Source organism: Yersinia sp. 2540 StPb PI (assembly GCF_052217165.1).
Taxonomy (GTDB): Bacteria; Pseudomonadota; Gammaproteobacteria; order Enterobacterales; family Enterobacteriaceae; genus Yersinia; species Yersinia enterocolitica_E.
Map to the genome: position 1 here is coordinate 2,858,620 of NZ_JAZGQC010000001.1, position 17,520 is coordinate 2,876,139.

Consider the following 17,520-nt stretch of genomic DNA (forward strand, 5'->3'; position numbering starts at 1 on the left):
ATGTAATAATGGCGGGTGTCTCAGCAATTTATATGACTTAGTATATCAATTCTGAAGATTAGCCCGCCGGTACTTTACAGCAATAATAGGGATAAGCTTTACGAATAATTGCTTTAACGTCATAAGTGCTGATTATTTACATTTTGCTAACCTGCTGCCGCGCCATTACTGGGCTGCCTCATTATTGTCCGGCTTGTTATTTTGGTGCAAAGTTGCAGGACAAGCCGCTGGTAAATATTATTTTTGTAGTGAATTATAGAGAGTTCTTTCCGCCTGCCAGTTTTAGTGCAAAAACTGCACCAGAAGCACACACAGATATGGATCATCAGTCACATTTTCAGTAGGTTATAGGGAGCTGTAGCAAAGCAGGTTTATCAGTAACCAAATAGAACTGAAGCATACCCAAATTAGTGGGTGTTGCCGGTAGGCTGCAAGCAAACGAATCCCACGTCAGTGGTTCGGGTGAGTGTAGGTCGCTAACGTCCCAGCAACGCCGAGTAAGATGGATATGGCAATACTCATCATCAAAGACAGGTAAAAAGGGAACATTATGCGTATTGGTGTACCAAAAGAGCGGTTGGCCAATGAAGCCCGTGTTGCAGCAACGCCGAAAACGGTGGAACAACTGCTGAAATTAGGCTTCACCGTGGCGATTGAAAGTGGAGCTGGTCACTTAGCCAGCTTCGACGATGCGGCGTACCAGGAAGCGGGTGCCACCATTACGGATACCACCGATGTGTGGCAATCCGACCTTATCCTCAAAGTGAATGCGCCCCTTGAGGAAGAAATTAGCCTGATGCGCGCCGGGAGTACGTTAGCCAGTTTTATCTGGCCAGCTCAAAACCCGGAATTACTGCAAAAGTTAGCGGAGCGTCAGGTAACCGTATTGGCCATGGATTCAGTGCCGCGCATATCTCGCGCGCAATCGATGGATGCGCTCAGTTCAATGGCAAATATAGCCGGCTATCGTGCCATTGTTGAAGCTGCCCATGAATTTGGTCGCTTCTTCACTGGGCAAATTACGGCCGCGGGTAAAGTTCCACCGGCGAAAGTGGTGATTATCGGGGCTGGGGTTGCAGGTTTGGCAGCCATCGGGGCGGCAGGGAGTATGGGTGCTATCGTGCGTGCATTCGACACCCGCCCAGAAGTAAAAGAACAAGTTCAGAGTATGGGGGCTGAATTCCTTGAGCTGGACTTTGAGGAAGAAGCGGGCAGTGGTGATGGTTACGCCAAAGTGATGTCTGACGCTTTTATCAAAGCCGAGATGGCACTGTTTGCCGCTCAAGCTGCTGAAGTGGACATCATTGTTACCACTGCACTGATTCCGGGTAAACCTGCTCCTCGGTTGATCACCAAAGAGATGGTGGCATCCATGAAGTCGGGCAGTGTGATTGTTGATCTGGCCGCGCAAACCGGTGGTAACTGTGAACTGACCGTCGCCGATAAAGTGACAGTGACAGACAATGGCGTAAAAATTATCGGTTATACCGATCTACCCAGCCGTTTACCCACACAGTCATCGCAACTTTACGGAACTAACCTGGTTAACTTGCTGAAATTACTCTGTAAAGAGAAAAATGGTGAGATAGATATTGATTTCGAAGATACCGTGATTCGCGGTGTAACCGTGGTCAAAACCGGTGAAATAACGTGGCCAGCACCGCCTATTCAGGTATCAGCACAGCCTCAGGCGGCTAAAGCTGAACCTATTGTGAAAGAAGACGCCAAGCCTGGCTCGCCATGGCCGAAATACATCATTATGGCACTGGTCGTTGTGTTGTTTGGCTGGTTAGCAAATGTTGCTCCGAAAGAGTTTTTATCTCACTTTACGGTGTTTGCACTGGCGTGCGTAGTGGGTTATTACGTGGTGTGGAACGTCAGCCATGCACTACATACACCTTTAATGTCAGTCACTAACGCCATTTCAGGCATTATTGTTGTCGGCGCATTATTGCAGATTGGCCATGGCGGCTGGGTAAGCTTCTTATCCTTTATTGCCGTACTGATTGCCAGTATCAACATTTTTGGTGGCTTTACGGTCACCCAGCGCATGCTGAAAATGTTCCGTAAAAACTGAGTGGTATAAAACTCGGTGGGTATAAAAATAATGTCACACAAAAATATAGGGGTAACTGATGTCTAGTGGTCTCGTTACAGCTGCGTACATAGTTGCTGCGATTTTATTTATTTTCAGTTTGGCTGGGCTGTCGCGCCACGAAACATCCAAACAAGGTAACACTTTCGGTGTGACCGGTATGGCCATCGCGCTTATCGCCACCATCCTTGGGCCGGATTCAGGTAATGTTGGCTGGATTATCATTGCCATGGTGATTGGTGGCGCAATTGGTATCTATCTGGCGAAGAAAGTCGAAATGACTGAAATGCCAGAACTGGTCGCCATTTTGCACAGTTTCGTCGGTCTGGCAGCCGTTCTGGTTGGCTTTAACAGCTATCTGGATCACGGCCCGGTGGTGATGGACGCGGTGATGGTGAATATCCATCTGACCGAAGTCTTCTTAGGTATCTTTATCGGGGCAGTCACATTCACCGGTTCTATTGTCGCCTTTGGTAAGTTACGCGGGATTATCTCATCCAAGCCACTGATGTTGCCACAACGCCATAAGTTGAATCTGGTGGCGCTGGTTGTGTCATTCCTGCTGATGATTCTGTTCGTCAAAACCGACAGCGTTAGCTTACAAGTGGTCGCGTTGTTATTGATGACGGTGATTGCTTTGGGCTTTGGCTGGCACTTGGTGGCATCTATCGGTGGTGCTGACATGCCGGTTGTGGTCTCAATGCTGAACTCCTACTCCGGTTGGGCTGCGGCTGCCGCAGGTTTCATGTTGAGCAATGACCTGTTGATTGTAACGGGGGCCTTGGTCGGTTCTTCCGGTGCTATTCTGTCTTACATCATGTGTAAAGCGATGAATCGCTCATTTATCAGTGTGATCGCCGGTGGCTTTGGTACTGATGGTTCTTCAACCGGTAATGCTGAAGAAATGGGTGAGTACCGTGAAACCACGGCTGAAGAAGTGGCTGACCTGCTGAAAAATGCTAGCTCAGTTATCATCACTCCGGGTTATGGCATGGCAGTGGCACAGGCACAATACCCCGTCGCTGAGATTACTGCAAAACTACAAGCGCGGGGCATCAAAGTCCGCTTTGGTATTCACCCGGTAGCTGGGCGTTTGCCAGGTCATATGAACGTGTTATTGGCTGAAGCCAAGGTCCCTTATGACGTAGTGCTGGAAATGGATGAAATCAATGATGATTTCCCAAGTACTGATGTCGTGTTGGTGATTGGTGCCAACGATACGGTTAACCCAGCAGCACTTGAAGACCCGCGTAGTCCGATTGCCGGCATGCCGGTGTTGGAAGTATGGAAAGCGCAAAGTGTTATTGCCTTTAAACGTTCAATGAATACCGGTTATGCTGGCGTGCAAAACCCATTGTTCTTTAAAGAAAATACCCAAATGTTGTTTGGCGATGCTAAAGACAGCGTAGAAGCAATTTTACGCGCGTTGTAATTCGTTATTACGAATCGCAGATCAAGGGCCACCTATTCGGTGGCCCTTCTTTTTGATTTAATCAATGGGTGATGTCAGACAAGGGTTATTCAATCTCTTCCAGATCTTCATGACCTTCTATCGGACAGGTAAATCCTTCGGGTTTAATTGCCAGTAAGTCACACTTAAGATGGTCGATCACATGTTCGGTAGTATTGCCAATAAAGGCGGCAGATAGCCCAGTACGCCCCAAGGTACCCAGAACAACCACCCCAGCCCGCAAGTGTTCAGCCAAATCAGGAATAACCTCTTCAGGGAGACCTTTTTCAACATGGGTGAATTTTTCATCAATGCCAAATTGCTGGCGTAATGCTTTCATCGCAACCAAATGCTGACCACGAATTGCATCGTTATAGACGCTCGGGTCAAAATCAGGCAATTCAATGGCGATATTAATCGGGGTTACCGGGTAGGCGCTGATCAGATGCACTGGCGTTTGATTGACATGTTCGGCTAACTCTCTGGTCTCTTTGACCAAACGGAGATTTAGTGGGTCATGGAGTGGATCTTCACTTGAGAGGTTAACGGCCACCAGCGCTGTGGCGCCTTCCGGCCAAGGTTGGTCTTTCACCATCCAGACTGGGCATGGGCACTTACGCAATAAATGCCAGTCGGTTGGGGTAAAAATAATCGACTCCAGGCGGTCGTGTTGATGCGCCATTTTTAACAACAAATCGTGCTTGGCGTTCAGGATTTCCTGAATAATGGCCTCATAGGGCCGATTATGCCATACCACTTTGATTTCAATTGGAATACCGGCATCAAGATAAAAGCGGCATTGCTCGCTTATCCATGCGGAACGTTGGCTGATAACCCCTTTACGCATTGCGGTACGCTCATCAGGCGACAGCAGGGTGGTCATATCATATGACAGATCATAAATAGCCAAAAATGCTTTGATGGTGCCGCCATTGCGCTGCACAAGGTAAACTGCACGTCTTAGTGCAGGTTGATCATCCTGATTGGGGTCAATAGCAACCAGAATATTCTGATACTTTGCCATAGAGTCTCCTTACAAACGTGAATTAACAGTATGTTAGTTAAAGAGTAAACCATGAAAGGGAAACAGGATAGGTGGCTGTGGGAAGCAGACCAATAAATTTTCAAGTTGCGGATTTGCTGGCGGCTTGCGTTACCCGGTCGATCCTCAGACCTGGCCTCTACGAGGCCGTTACTTACCGCCTTCCTGCAACTTGAAATCTATCGGGTATTTATTATTCTGGTTTTGATCAGGTTACAGACTTGGTCTTGGATTACCCGCCAGTTTGGCCAGAGCTTCGGTATTCTCGATAGTAATGTACTTACCTTTCACACTCAGAATATCGCTTTTCTGGAAACGGCCCAGTAAACGGCTGATGGTTTCTACCGTCAGACCTAAATAGTTACCAATATCACCACGGGTCATCGTCAGGCGGAACTCACGTGGAGAGAAACCACGTTGAGCAAAACGGCGAGACAGATTATAGATAAAGGCCGCCAGACGCTCTTCTGCATTCTTTTTGGAAAGTAGCAAAATCATATCTTGGTCACCTTTGATCTCACCACTCATCAGGCGCATCATCTGCTGGCGCAGATTTGGCATTTTGCCGGATAAATCGTCCAACGTATCAAACGGGATTTCACAAACCATGGATGTTTCCAGAGCTTGTGCGAAGCTCGGATGCTGCAAATTGCTGATAGCGTCAAAACCGACCAAATCACCCGCCAGATGGAAACCGGTGATTTGCTCATCACCTTCTTCGGTAATGGTGTAGCTTTTAATGGTCCCGGAACGGATGGCATACAGGGATTTGAGTTCATCACCCGCTTTAAACAGCGCCTGTCCTTTCTGAATAGGTTTCTTCCTTTCAATGATATTGTCGAGCTGATCCAGCTCGTTTTCATTTAAGGTAAACGGAATACAGAGCTGGCTAATACTGCAATCCTGACAGTGAATTGCACAACCACCAGACTGGATACGTCGGATTACGCGTTTTTCCGGGATCATAGGGTATTCCCATTAATATTGATATGCGTCAATTTTAACATCTTTTCTTGCGTCTGATAAGAGCAACAATAGTTAGCGTGCTAAAAGATAACCCTCATGCATTAGTAACCAGCGTTTTCTCTCCACTCCACCGGCATATCCTGTCAATGCACCTTGTTGCCCAATGACCCGATGACAAGGGACAACAATTGAAATAGGGTTCAATCCATTCGCCATCCCGACAGCCCGCGAAGCGGTAGGGCGGTTGATTCGTTTGGCTAACTCGCCATAAGTAATCGTTTCGCCACAGGGGATTTTTCGCAGCTCTTGCCAGACTTGACGCTGAAAATCAGTCCCAGCGGTTTTAACCGGTAAATTATCAATAATGCTCAGGTCACCAGCAAAATAGCGTTGCATACTGTCACTTAGCCCACCGGGATTGCGTTGTTCAACCAATGTAAACGCGCCCGGGCCGTAATGGTTGCCTAGCAACTTCATCAGACGCTCGTAGTGGTCAGTCCAATCGATGGCACGTAGCCGGTTTTCTTGGTCTGCGATCAGTAACAGTTCACCTTGTGGAGTTGCCATCCGATCAATAAAAAACGTTTCCATAAGTCTCCGCTATGCTGCTGCCGTTGGTTGTAGACAGTTTTACCGATAATGATTGCCTGAAATATGGCATCAAAAGATACCTACTGTGGCGATAATCGCATAACCAAGAAAATTTAGGTATCAATTCGGGGTGGGCGAACCCAACATTAGCGGCTAGGATGAGAGCTTATTGATTACGAAAGCCCTTGATTGTGAGTATTAACTGTTGTGACGACTGATACTTACGATTGCCACTTCATGCCAGGTACTAACTCCATGTCAAATATCATTTTGTCTCCTTTATTACGTGATGGCGATCCTCAGTCAGCTGTTATCGAGCGCCCGCACAGCCAATCGCCATTTATCTTACTGGCCGACCATGCCGGTCAACGGATACCGGTTCAACTTGGTGATTTGGGGTTACCCTCAGGAGAAATTGACCGCCACATCGGTTGGGATATAGGTTCATTGGCAACGGCGCGGTTACTTAGCCAGTATCTGGATGCAACCTTGATTCATCAGCAATATTCGCGATTGGTGATTGATTGCAATCGCACGCCGGGAATCGCCAGTTCGATCCCTGAAATTTCCGAGCACACTCGGATCCCGCGCAATATTGGTGTCACCGTAGCAGAGGCTGAAGCGCGCCGGGTTGAGGTATTCCAGCCTTATCATGATTTGATTACACAAACGCTGAATCAACGCCGTGATAGCGGCCAGATGAGTGTGATCCTCTCCATGCACAGTTTTACACCGTCGTTTAAAAACATCGCGCGCCCCTGGCAGATTGGTACCTTGTTTCATCGTAATCCTGAGTTTGCTTTGCAACTGGTTTCATTGTTACAGCAAGAAAGTGACCTGCACGTCGGGATTAACGAACCTTATGCCATGACGGATGCAACGGATTTCACGTTACCCTTCCACGCAGAACAGCGGCAGTTACCTTATGTGGGTATTGAGATTCGTCAGGATCTTATTACGCATCAAGCAGGTCAGGCGCTCTGGGCTTGCCGTTTGGCGCGACTGTTGCCGCAGGTGTTAGCGGCATTGAATTATGCAAAATAAGCAGCAATGCCATTTATTGACATGAAAATTATCGGTTCTGCACCAATTATCAACGCACGCTCATGACCAACAGCCATTAATTGGTTATTATCAGCATAATCATCATTTTTTATTCGCTGCATAATATTAAGGTTGATAATTACGTGGAACCAAAACCTGCGCGCATTCTGATCAGTGCCTGTTTAATGGGAAAACCGGTGCGTTATAACGGCAGTGCCCTGTCTGTTAGCGATGAAATTATTCAACGCTGGCAGGATGAGGGACGACTGGTCCTTATTTGCCCTGAATTATCCGCAGGTATGCCGGTACCGCGTCCGCCAGCCGAAATTCAGCAAGGTAACGGCGAGGCGGTGTTGCAAGGGCTGGCGCGGGTGATCGAGCAGTGGGGCAATGATGTTAGCCGGGAGTTTTTGCAAGGGGCTTATCAGGCTCTGGAGTTGGCGCAAAAGCACTGCTGCACAGTAGCAATTTTGACCGAAGGGAGCCCATCTTGTGGGAGCAGTCGCATCTATGATGGTCATTTTAGCGGCACCCAGCGCACAGGACAGGGAGTCACCACGGCGTTATTGCGCCGCCACGGAATAACCGTTTTCAGCCATCATCAGCTTAAACAGGCAGATGATTTTTTGCGAAGCTCTTCACAAATCAAGGTTGAAAATTAACCGAATGTCATAAAATCTCGCTATACTGTATGAATGTACAGTTGTGGCGTAAAATCGCATTTTTGGTCACTTCATCTTTCTTGAAACCATTAAGTCGAGGTAGCGATATGACATTTAAGATAGTAGAAAAGCAACCGCAGCAAATAGTCAGTATTCGGCTGGTCGGCCCTTATCACGAGACTATCCCGCAAGGCTTTAACCAACTTTCTTCACTCTATACTCAGTACCAAATCCCTGGGAAAGAGTGGTTGGCTCTTTACTGGGACAATCCTGAGACTAATCCTCCTGCTGAGCTACGGGCTGACGTATCCTTGTCGGTGGCTGACGATTATGTGTTGCCCGCAGAACTCAGTGATCAACTACAACTACAAGTGATTCCCGGCGGTTTGTATGCGGTGTATCACACCAGGGTAACGGATGATGATTATGCCAAAGCCTGGAGCGAGTTGTATAACCAGCATCTGCCACAAAGTGGTTATCGTTCGGTAGAAGGTGCGTGTTATGAGGTTTACCTCAATGACGGCATAACCGATGGTTATTTTGATATCGATATCTGTCAATCGGTTGAAAAAGCACAATAATGAGTGGCGGCCGTGTCGGTTGGTGCGGCTGCCTATCGTGGCAACATGGATTCAGGATAGGCGTACCGGCGTATTATCACTTTATCTCAGTGGCAAGAAATAACTGGCTCAACCAGTCACTGAAAATACGTACTCGAGGGGAAAGCTGGCGGTTGTGAGGATACAGGAACGAGACTGGCATCGGGGGTGGTGCGTATTTTGGTAGTATCTCAACCAAGGTGCCGGCGATTAAGTCAGATTCGATATGGTAACGAGGCACTTGAATAATACCCAATCCAAGACGTGCGGCTGCTACAAAGCTTTCTGCACCACTGACTGATAGAACCGTCGGTAATTTTATTTGCTGAGTTTTAGTATATGAAGACGAAGCAGAGGGTAGATATGCGCTTTCTGTTATTACCCTGGAGGACGGTGCTTTATTATAACCTGTTGTTTTATCGCGGCTAAGGGTGCTGTCAGTGCCAAATTCCAGTGGCATCAGGCTACCGGTTGCGCTAGAACGAAAACCTACCATCTGATGACCTGATAATTGGTCCAACCGGAGTGGGGTACCCTGTCGTTGTAAATATTGAGGTGCAGCACAGGTGACTTGTGGCAACAGCGCCACTCGGCGGGCGACCATATCGCTGTCTTGTAAATTACCTACACGTAGCACCCCGTCAATACCTTCTCGAATAAGGTCGACCAAGCGGTCACCTTCACTGATAAATAACTCAATGTCAGGATATTGAGCAATAAAATCAGGTAATTGTGGCAAGACGAAATGGCGGGCTAGCGTGCCCTGTACATCAATTCGTAACAAACCCCGTGGCTTAGCATTGGCAAAGGCCATTTCAGCATCTTCAATATCAGCAATAATACGCAGACAGCGCTGGTAGTAAGCGCCACCATCCAGCGTAGGGCTAACATGTCGGGTAGTTCGCTGCAATAAGCGCACATTTAAACGCTTTTCGAGCTGTTTAATAGCATCTGTCACTGTAGATCGCGGTAGATTTAAATCTTGGGCGGTTTGGGTAAAACTGCGTTGTTCCACTACCCTGATAAATACCCGCATTGCATCAATTCGGTCCACGTGATTGTTCGCTTTATTCGGATAGTGTTAACGAATAATAGATGATTATCCGAAACGATAAAAGTGGCATTCTCTGTTTGCGGGCGGTTAAACATAGCATGCTCCACTTGCTGGATAGCAATCAATGCATCGTCACAAACGATAAAACACACGTCGAGGAGAAAATCATGGTGAATACAACCGGGCAGGTTGCCATTGTAACCGGAGCATCACGGGGTATTGGCGCAGCAATTGCTGAGCGTTTGGCTCAGGAGGGGTATACCGTTCTAATCAATTATGCCCGGAGTGACATTGAGGCGGAAACACTGGTGCGCAAAATTCAACAAGCGGGCGGAAATGCAGTGAGTGCGAAGGGGGATATCAGTGATGCCGCAGCGGTTGCACAGTTATTTTCTCAAGCAGAAGCTGCGTTTGGCGGGGTTGATGTCTTGGTCAACAATGCTGGAATTCTATCTCTCAGTGCCATTGCAGACAGTGATGATGAACACTTTGACCGCCAGATCGCCATTAACCTGAAAGGGAGCTTTAACGGGATGCGTGAAGCGGCAAAGCGTTTGAAAGATGGCGGCCGCATCGTAAACTTTTCAACCAGTGTTGTCGGGCTGAAACTGGAAAAATACGGTGTTTATGCTGCAACCAAAGCGGCGGTTGAAACCATGACAGCTATTCTGGCGAAAGAGTTGCGGGGGCGTAATATCACCGTTAATGCTGTGGCTCCTGGGCCGACGGCAACCTCGCTCTTCCTTGATGGTAAATCACCAGAATTAATTGAAAAAATGGCGCCACTAGAAAGATTAGGAACGCCAGAGGATATTGCAGCAGCGGTGGCTTTTCTGGTTGGAAAAGACGGTGGCTGGATTAATGGGCAAGTTTTACGCGCCAACGGTGGCCTGATTTAGCCTGTGGTGAACACGTGGAAAGGTCAGGGGAGCCTGCATTGTCAGAGATAACAATTAATCGCGACTGTCATAAAAGCGTCATTCGCTTGTTCTAGTATCCGTTGTAACCAATCAATACAAATTGTATTACTGTTTTACAACAAGGAATTATACCGATGCAGAACCGCGTATCCACTTTGTCCGGCATAGCGTTATCCACTCTGATACTCACCAGTTCATTGTTTACACCGAATGCTGTTGCTTCCGCCACTGGCTTATATGACCGTAGCGCCAAGGGAGATGTCACTCAATTTGGTGGGGCACGACGTTTGACCGGTGATCAGACACAGGCTCTTCGTGATTCGCTTTCCAATAAAACCGTAAAGAATGTCATTTTACTGATTGGCGATGGTATGGGCGATTCAGAAATCACCTCAGCACGTAACTATGCTATGGGGGCCGGTGGTTTCTTTAAAGGAATTGATGCGTTACCGCTGACAGGGCAATACACGCACTACTCATTAGATAAGAAAACGCAAAAACCAGACTACGTGACTGACTCGGCTGCCTCCGCAACAGCTTGGTCCTCAGGTGTAAAAACGTATAACGGCGCGCTGGGTGTTGATGTGTTCGGAAAAGATCACGTCACCTTGTTGGAGTTAGCGAAGAAAGCCGGTAAAGCAACCGGTAACGTTTCAACTGCTGAACTGCAAGATGCCACTCCTGCGGCACAGTTTGCTCACGTAACTGGGCGAAAATGCTATGGCCCGGAGGAAACGAGCGAGAAGTGCAGTAGCAATGCGCTGGAAAATGGTGGGCGCGGTTCAATTACTGAGCAGATGATTGCCGGGCGCGCGGATGTCACATTGGGTGGTGGCGCTAAATCATTCAGCCAAGTCGCTAAAGCCGGTGAATGGAAAGATAAATCTCTGCGTGAACAAGCCCTGGCTCGAGGTTATGTTATTGTCGAAAATCTTGCTGATCTGAATGCAATAAAGCAGGCAGACCAACAAAAACCGCTATTAGGGTTATTTAGCCCAGGTAACATGCCAGTACGTTGGCAGGGGCCGAAAGCGTCTTATCATGGCAATTTAGATAAGCCGCCGGTAGTTTGTGAAAACAATGCTGAGCGTACTAAAGATATTCCAACCTTGGCAGTGATGACTGAAAAAGCAATTGACCTGCTGAAACATAACGAAAAAGGATTCTTCTTACAGGTTGAAGGGGCATCCATTGATAAACAAGACCATGCGGCGAACCCTTGTGGTCAGTTCGGTGAAACTGTCGATTTGGATGAAGCAGTACAAAAAGCACTGGAGTTTGCGCGTGCAGACGGTAATACCTTGGTTATTGTGACGGCAGATCACGCGCATTCCAGTCAAATTATTGAAGCAGATGCAAAAGCTCCTGGCTTAACACAAGCGTTAACCACGAAAGATGGCGCAGTTATGGCGATAAGCTACGGCAACTCTGAAGATGATTCTCAAGGGCACACGGGTACCCAATTGCGCATAGCAGCTTACGGACCGCATGCGGCAAATGTGGTTGGTCTAACAGACCAGACCGACCTGTTCTTTACCATGCGTGATGCTATGGCGATTAAATAAGCCACGATACACCTGTTACAACACAATTCCCTGAATAATCCCGGTGCAATAATGGCCGGGATTTTTAGTTTCTGTTAGCCACGATTATATCCATCCTCTAAATATCACTGATTTACATTATCATTCCTTACCAATTGTTATAATAATAACATTTTAATTCATGTCAAACTCCTGTCGTTCCCATGCTGCGCACTTCAATTGCTGCGATCTTTGTCACACACATAACATTTGTCAGCTGATAATGTTATTGCAATAACATTTCGTGGTGAAAATTAGAATAAAGGGGTTAACAATGGATATTGCAGTAATTGGTTCCAACATGGTTGATCTGATCACCTATATTGATGAAATGCCGCAAGTCGGGGAAACATTGGAGGCACCGAATTTTGAAATTGGGTGCGGCGGTAAAGGGGCCAATCAGGCGGTTGCCGCTGCCAAGTTAGGTGCCAATGTGATGATGGTTACTCGGGTTGGTGATGATCTGTTTGCGGAAAATACCATAAGGAATCTACAAAAAGCTGGGGTTGATACCCAGTATGTAAAAGCAGTTACAGGGGCCTCGAGTGGTGTGGCTCCGATTTTCGTCGATAAATCATCACAAAATCGAATTTTGATTATCAAAGGCGCTAACAATCATTTGTTACCCGCGGATGTCGCTGCTGCTGCTGATGCGCTCAAAGCTTGCCAATTGATTATTCTACAACTCGAAATTCCGCTGGAAACGGTCTACGCCGCTATCGACTTTGCCCGCCAGCACCAGATTAAAGTTATTCTTAATCCAGCCCCCGCATCTAAAGCATTGGATATCGGCTATGCATGTCAGTGCGAGTTCTTTATGCCAAATGAAACTGAGCTCGCGATTCTGACCGGAATGCCAGTTGATAGTCTGGATAACATTTACCGTGCGGGGCGCAGCTTATTGGATAAAGGGTTACATAACCTGATCATTACTTTGGGGCATCGCGGCTCATTATGGATGCACGGTGAACACATTGACCATGTGCCACCGGTTAGTGTCCACGCCATCGACACCAGCGGCGCAGGTGATGCTTTCATTGGTTGTTTTGCTCATGAATATGTCCAGCACGGCAATATATTAAAAGCGATGGAAATGGCTTCTGCTTTTGCAGCCTACAGTGTCACAGGAAAGGGAACCCAACGTTCTTATCCTGATGCGTCGCAATTTATTGATTTTTTAAAGACCCTACACCAAGGAAAATAAAATGCGCCTTAATACCGTTCAACTGCCAGATGGCTATTTAAATAAAACACCGTTATTCCAATTTATTTTGCTTTCCTGCTTATTCCCACTATGGGGATGTGCAGCCAGTCTGAATGATATTTTAATTACTCAATTTAAAAGCGTATTTGCACTCAGTGATTTTGCCAGTGCACTGGTACAAAGTGCCTTTTATGGCGGTTATTTTCTGATTGCTATTCCTGCCTCTTTGGTCATCAAAAAAAGCAGTTACAAAGTTGCTATATTAATCGGGTTAATACTTTATATTATCGGATGTATGTTGTTTTATCCTGCCTCCCATATGGCAACATATACTATGTTTCTGGCCGCTATTTTTGCCATCGCTATTGGTTTAAGTTTCCTTGAAACTGCTGCTAACACCTACAGCTCCATGATTGGTCATAAAGACTATGCCACTTTACGGCTTAATATCAGCCAAACTTTCTACCCGATCGGCGCATTGATGGGGATAGTACTCGGTAAATACCTGGTATTTCAGGAAGGTGATAGTTTACACAACCAAATGGCCGCGATGACGCCAGATCAGATTCATGCTTTTCGTCTTACGATGTTAGAACATACATTGGAACCTTATAAATATCTGATTTTTGTTCTGCTGCTGGTTATGCTGTTATTTGTTATTACTCGTTATCCTCATTGCAAACCACAAGGTGATAGCGGTAAAAAAGTGGTTTCACCGTCATTAAAAGAAACCTTAAAATATTTAGCTGGGAACAGTCGTTTTAAAAAAGGCATTGCGGCGCAGTTCCTCTATGTGGGTATGCAAGTCGCAGTATGGTCCTTTACGATTCGCCTGGCCTTAAACCTGGGCGCATCTAATGAACGAGATGCCTCGAACTTTATGATTTACAGTTTTATTTGCTTCTTTATTGGTAAGTTTGTGGCCAACTTCCTGATGACACGATTTAAAGCCGAAAAAGTGTTAATTGCCTATTCTATTTTAGGTGCATTAACGCTGCTTTATGTCGTAACCGTACCCAACTTTACTGCGGTATATGCAGCCGTATTTGTCAGCGTCTTGTTTGGGCCCTGCTGGGCGACTATCTATGCAGGCACCCTGGATACAGTAGACAACAAATATACCGAAGTGGCCGGGGCCATTATTGTGATGTCGATAGTGGGGGCCGCAGTGGTACCAGCATTACAAGGGTTTGTCTCTGACCATCTTGGTTCAATGCAACATGCATTTTTTGTCTCATTATTGTGTTTCGCCTATGTTGGTTTCTATTTTTGGGGTGAACTGCGCAATAAACAACGGACAAGTGCGGCAACATTGGCAAATAATGAGTCTTAATTGAACCGGGAGTAACAATAAATGACCGCCAAAATAACGCTAATCCGTGAACAGTTCAGTCACCAGGAGCAAGAGATCTATAGCAGTAGTGATTTTACTGTTATCAGTTTTAAATATGCCTCAGGTATTGAAGCTCTGAAAATTGTTAATTCTCGTGGGTACCTGACCGTTTTACCTTATTACGGCCAAATGATTTGGGATGCGGAATTTGATGGACATAACCTGAAAATGGAAAATATGTTCTCTCAACCTAAGCGCGGAGAGAACATTGTTGATACCTACGGTTGTTTTGCTTTCCATTCGGGTTTGCGCCGTAATGGTTGTCCATCGCCTGAGGACGACCATGTATTACACGGCGAGATGCCTTGTGCTGAAATGGACTACGCTTGGCTCCTTATTGACGGCGACACACTTGCCGTCACGGGCAGTGTGGAATATGTGAAAGGGTTCGGTGATCATTATTGTGCGCAACCGCTGGTTAGGCTCAGGGCCGGTAGCGCGCAGTTCGATATTGAGATGAAGGTGACTAACTTATCCAGTATGCCGATGCCTTTGCAATATATGTGTCATATGAACTACACCTATATTCCTGGGGCCACTTTCCGTCAAAACTTACCCGGTTCAGCACTGAAATTGCGTGAGACAGTGCCGGCACATGTACACCCAACCCCGCAATGGTTGCACTACACCCAACAATTACGGGAAAGAACTCAGGGATTAACCGATTTAAATGAATCGGAGTTTTACGATCCAGAAATTGTATTTTTTGCCGATAATCTTGCGCAATATGTTGATAATGCAGAATTCTTTATGTTGTCCCCGCAAGGACATCGTTTTGTTACTCGTTTTTCCACCGCGCAGTTTAATTATGCTACTCGTTGGATTTTACATAATGGCGATCAGAAAGTGGCTGCATTTATTTTACCTGCAACCTGTCGCCCGGAAGGGTATTTGGCGGCGAAAGAAAAGGGGACGTTATTAATGTTATCCCCAGGAGAGAGCCGCCATTTCAGCGTGACCACCGGAGTGGTTTAATAATGTTGTATGCTGGCAGAAAATAGCTATGTTATTAGCGGGCAAGGACGCCCGCAGAGCCGTTAAGTAAATGTAAAACCACTGAAAACTAAATACGACCGTAAAAAGTCATTCTGGCTGTCTCGGATAGCGCAATATCGGGTTGAGCATTATAGGCTAACACTACCAGCATTCGTGTGACATCCCCTTGGGTCGGCGTGACTCGGTGAATCGCATTTCTTCCACGAAATAGCACTAAGTCCCCCGCTTCAATTTGCAATGTTTTAGGTGTGACCTGTTGGTTTAACAGTCGTTCCACTCCTGAGTAATTCATCTCTCCTTTATCGGCATCGCGCATCTCTTCAATATATTCAAAGACGCCACCCGCTTGCGGTTTTTGTACTAATAAGGTGATGGCGAATGATGAATTATCAAAATGCCAACCTAACTCTTGGCCTTGACTGGCATAGTGCAAGTTAATGGAAGAAAGTGAATCGGCGTAAGGGTAGAGTTGTTTTTCATCTAATACGGCACACAAGAAGTCTTGGAAATCTTGCGCATTGTACAGCGTTCGTAATGCGGAATCGGTAGGGATCTCTTCGTCAGTAATACAGCCTTTTGATGAGGTAACCAACCGATTACGGGGATGGTCAGCAGGGAAGGCGGGATCGGCTTTGGTCAGATAAACATTATGCTGATTAGCGGCATAGTAAGCTCGATGCTTATGACTGACGCCTTCTTGTTTAATACTACTCAGCGCGCGGGGCTGCAAGAAGCCTGATAGTACCAAGGCACCGTATGTTTCTAACGTGTTCTTGCACTGTGTGATGAACATAACATCGTTGATTGGGTTGGCTTCCATATTAATAATTTCGCTGAGCTGCTGCATATATCCTCCCAGTAATGCTAAATGTTGCTTGGTTTTTGTTCCTAACTGTATAGGATTAGTTGTAACTGGAATAACAATAAAACGTTACTGTTAGGTTAAGTTTGGCTATCGGTATCAATATAATGCGTTATGGATAAGGGAGGCTGTTATGAATAGTTTGAAGGCTGTTCGTTTGCCAAAGTTAACCACCATTTTAGCATTCGAGACAGCTGCTAATACCGGCAGTCTGGCCAGTGCGGCGGCCCGGTTATCATTAACGCCAGCGGCGGTTAGCCAGCAAATACGTCAGTTAGAGCAACATCTGGGGATTCAATTATTTGCCCGTTCGAAATCAGGCGTTGAACTGACCTCGCAGGGTAGTGCCTATTTAGCTTATGTACAGCAGGCATTTGAAACATTACGGATGGCCCAACAGGGTATGGCGCGGGATAAAGGCAATATATCATTGAATATCTCAGCACTGCCCGCCCTGGCGAGTCGATGGCTTAATCCGCATCTCAAGCAGTGGTTAGCCCAATATCCCGATGTGGATATTCGGATTCATGCTACTCACGGGGTGGTTGATTTCAATCGTACTGCGGCAGATTTTTATCTGGCTTTTGGTGATGAACATTATCCCCAGCAAGAGAAAGAAATGCTATTTCAGGATTGGGTTTTTCCGGTTGCAAGCCCACTGCTATTAACTACCCCTTGGCTTGATGGTAAACACAACATTATCTACCCAATGATACATGTTGATTGGGGCAAAGAAGGGCAGTTCTTACCTGATTGGCATGAATGGCTGCTGTCAGCAAAATTAGATGAGTGTGTTCCCAACCGAGGGCCAATCTACAACTTAACCTCCATGGCGATTGATTCGGCCGTGGCGGGGAACGGTATTTTACTGGGCCAACAACATTTGATTAAAAAAGAATTAGATGAGGGGTGTTTAATTCAGTTGTCTGAACATAAATTACCCGTTACAAAACCTTATTATCTAATTTACCCCAAGCGAACCCTGGACAAACCAAGAGCGGCGGAGTTTATCCAATGGTTGCATAGTCTTTGCTAGCTGAATGCATAATCAACTGGCAT

General features: G+C 46.5%; 16 protein-coding genes. 11 read left to right on the top strand and 5 right to left on the bottom strand.

Annotated features, from left to right (window positions below):
- Positions 1 to 550: 550 nt before the first annotated feature.
- Both pntA and pntB read left to right on the top strand, forming a co-directional pair.
- Positions 551 to 2,077 carry a Re/Si-specific NAD(P)(+) transhydrogenase subunit alpha gene (gene pntA, locus V1956_RS13070; protein ID WP_372559066.1) on the top strand — a complete coding sequence of 509 codons (1,527 nt, stop codon included), beginning with the start codon at positions 551 to 553 and terminating at the stop codon, positions 2,075 to 2,077.
- Positions 2,078 to 2,135: 58 nt separating this feature from the next.
- Complete coding sequence (gene pntB / locus V1956_RS13075) at positions 2,136 to 3,527, top strand: Re/Si-specific NAD(P)(+) transhydrogenase subunit beta (protein ID WP_372559065.1); 1,392 nt, start codon at positions 2,136 to 2,138, stop codon at positions 3,525 to 3,527.
- An 85-nt stretch (positions 3,528 to 3,612) separates the two neighbouring features.
- On the opposite strand, the gene uspE is transcribed toward pntB, so the two are convergent.
- From uspE to ogt, 3 genes are all read right to left on the bottom strand, one after another.
- Positions 3,613 to 4,569, bottom strand: coding sequence for a universal stress protein UspE (uspE, locus tag V1956_RS13080; protein WP_083158802.1), 957 nt, complete (start codon positions 4,567 to 4,569; stop codon positions 3,613 to 3,615).
- A gap of 231 nt (positions 4,570 to 4,800) precedes the next feature.
- Positions 4,801 to 5,553 carry an FNR family transcription factor gene (locus V1956_RS13085; RefSeq protein ID WP_004390269.1) on the bottom strand — a complete coding sequence of 251 codons (753 nt, stop codon included), beginning with the start codon at positions 5,551 to 5,553 and terminating at the stop codon, positions 4,801 to 4,803.
- Between the two features lie 72 nt (positions 5,554 to 5,625).
- Positions 5,626 to 6,144 (bottom strand): methylated-DNA--[protein]-cysteine S-methyltransferase, encoded by a 519-nt coding sequence (ogt, locus tag V1956_RS13090; RefSeq protein WP_372559064.1) that lies wholly within the window; start codon positions 6,142 to 6,144, stop codon positions 5,626 to 5,628.
- 255 nt (positions 6,145 to 6,399) lie between these two features.
- Here ogt and V1956_RS13095 point away from each other — a divergent pair, with 255 nt between their 5' ends.
- The 3 genes from V1956_RS13095 (at position 6,400) to sbmC (ending at position 8,431) form a co-directional block, all read left to right on the top strand.
- Positions 6,400 to 7,188 carry an N-formylglutamate amidohydrolase gene (locus V1956_RS13095; RefSeq protein ID WP_442825200.1) on the top strand — a complete coding sequence of 263 codons (789 nt, stop codon included), beginning with the start codon at positions 6,400 to 6,402 and terminating at the stop codon, positions 7,186 to 7,188.
- A 143-nt stretch (positions 7,189 to 7,331) separates the two neighbouring features.
- Positions 7,332 to 7,850 (top strand): DUF523 domain-containing protein, encoded by a 519-nt coding sequence (locus V1956_RS13100; RefSeq protein ID WP_372559062.1) that lies wholly within the window; start codon positions 7,332 to 7,334, stop codon positions 7,848 to 7,850.
- A gap of 107 nt (positions 7,851 to 7,957) precedes the next feature.
- The gene (gene sbmC / locus V1956_RS13105; RefSeq protein WP_420070821.1) at positions 7,958 to 8,431 is read left to right on the top strand and encodes a DNA gyrase inhibitor SbmC; all 474 of its coding nucleotides are present in this window, start codon (positions 7,958 to 7,960) and stop codon (positions 8,429 to 8,431) included.
- A 76-nt stretch (positions 8,432 to 8,507) separates the two neighbouring features.
- Here the strand turns inward: sbmC and V1956_RS13110 are convergent, their stop codons facing one another.
- Entirely contained in the window at positions 8,508 to 9,503 is a 996-nt protein-coding gene (locus V1956_RS13110; protein WP_372559060.1) for a LysR family transcriptional regulator, read from the bottom strand.
- A gap of 167 nt (positions 9,504 to 9,670) precedes the next feature.
- Here V1956_RS13110 and V1956_RS13115 point away from each other — a divergent pair, with 167 nt between their 5' ends.
- The 5 genes from V1956_RS13115 to V1956_RS13135 all read left to right on the top strand — a co-directional run bounded on the left by V1956_RS13115 (position 9,671) and on the right by V1956_RS13135 (position 15,578).
- Positions 9,671 to 10,402, top strand: a complete 732-nt coding sequence (locus tag V1956_RS13115) for an SDR family oxidoreductase (protein ID WP_442825201.1) — start codon at positions 9,671 to 9,673, stop codon at positions 10,400 to 10,402.
- 155 nt (positions 10,403 to 10,557) lie between these two features.
- Entirely contained in the window at positions 10,558 to 11,988 is a 1,431-nt protein-coding gene (phoA, locus tag V1956_RS13120; protein ID WP_420074464.1) for an alkaline phosphatase, read from the top strand.
- 292 nt (positions 11,989 to 12,280) lie between these two features.
- Positions 12,281 to 13,210, top strand: a complete 930-nt coding sequence (rbsK, locus tag V1956_RS13125) for a ribokinase (protein ID WP_442825202.1) — start codon at positions 12,281 to 12,283, stop codon at positions 13,208 to 13,210.
- Position 13,211: 1 nt separating this feature from the next.
- Positions 13,212 to 14,543, top strand: coding sequence for an L-fucose:H+ symporter permease (gene fucP, locus V1956_RS13130; protein ID WP_442825203.1), 1,332 nt, complete (start codon positions 13,212 to 13,214; stop codon positions 14,541 to 14,543).
- A 21-nt stretch (positions 14,544 to 14,564) separates the two neighbouring features.
- Positions 14,565 to 15,578, top strand: coding sequence for an aldose 1-epimerase family protein (locus V1956_RS13135; RefSeq protein WP_420070824.1), 1,014 nt, complete (start codon positions 14,565 to 14,567; stop codon positions 15,576 to 15,578).
- A gap of 88 nt (positions 15,579 to 15,666) precedes the next feature.
- Here V1956_RS13135 and V1956_RS13140 read toward each other — a convergent pair whose 3' ends face one another.
- Positions 15,667 to 16,446 (bottom strand): HalD/BesD family halogenase, encoded by a 780-nt coding sequence (locus V1956_RS13140; protein WP_442825204.1) that lies wholly within the window; start codon positions 16,444 to 16,446, stop codon positions 15,667 to 15,669.
- Positions 16,447 to 16,594: 148 nt separating this feature from the next.
- Between V1956_RS13140 and V1956_RS13145 the strand changes: the two genes are divergently transcribed.
- Positions 16,595 to 17,497, top strand: a complete 903-nt coding sequence (locus V1956_RS13145; protein WP_442825205.1) for a LysR substrate-binding domain-containing protein — start codon at positions 16,595 to 16,597, stop codon at positions 17,495 to 17,497.
- Positions 17,498 to 17,520 lie beyond the last annotated feature (23 nt).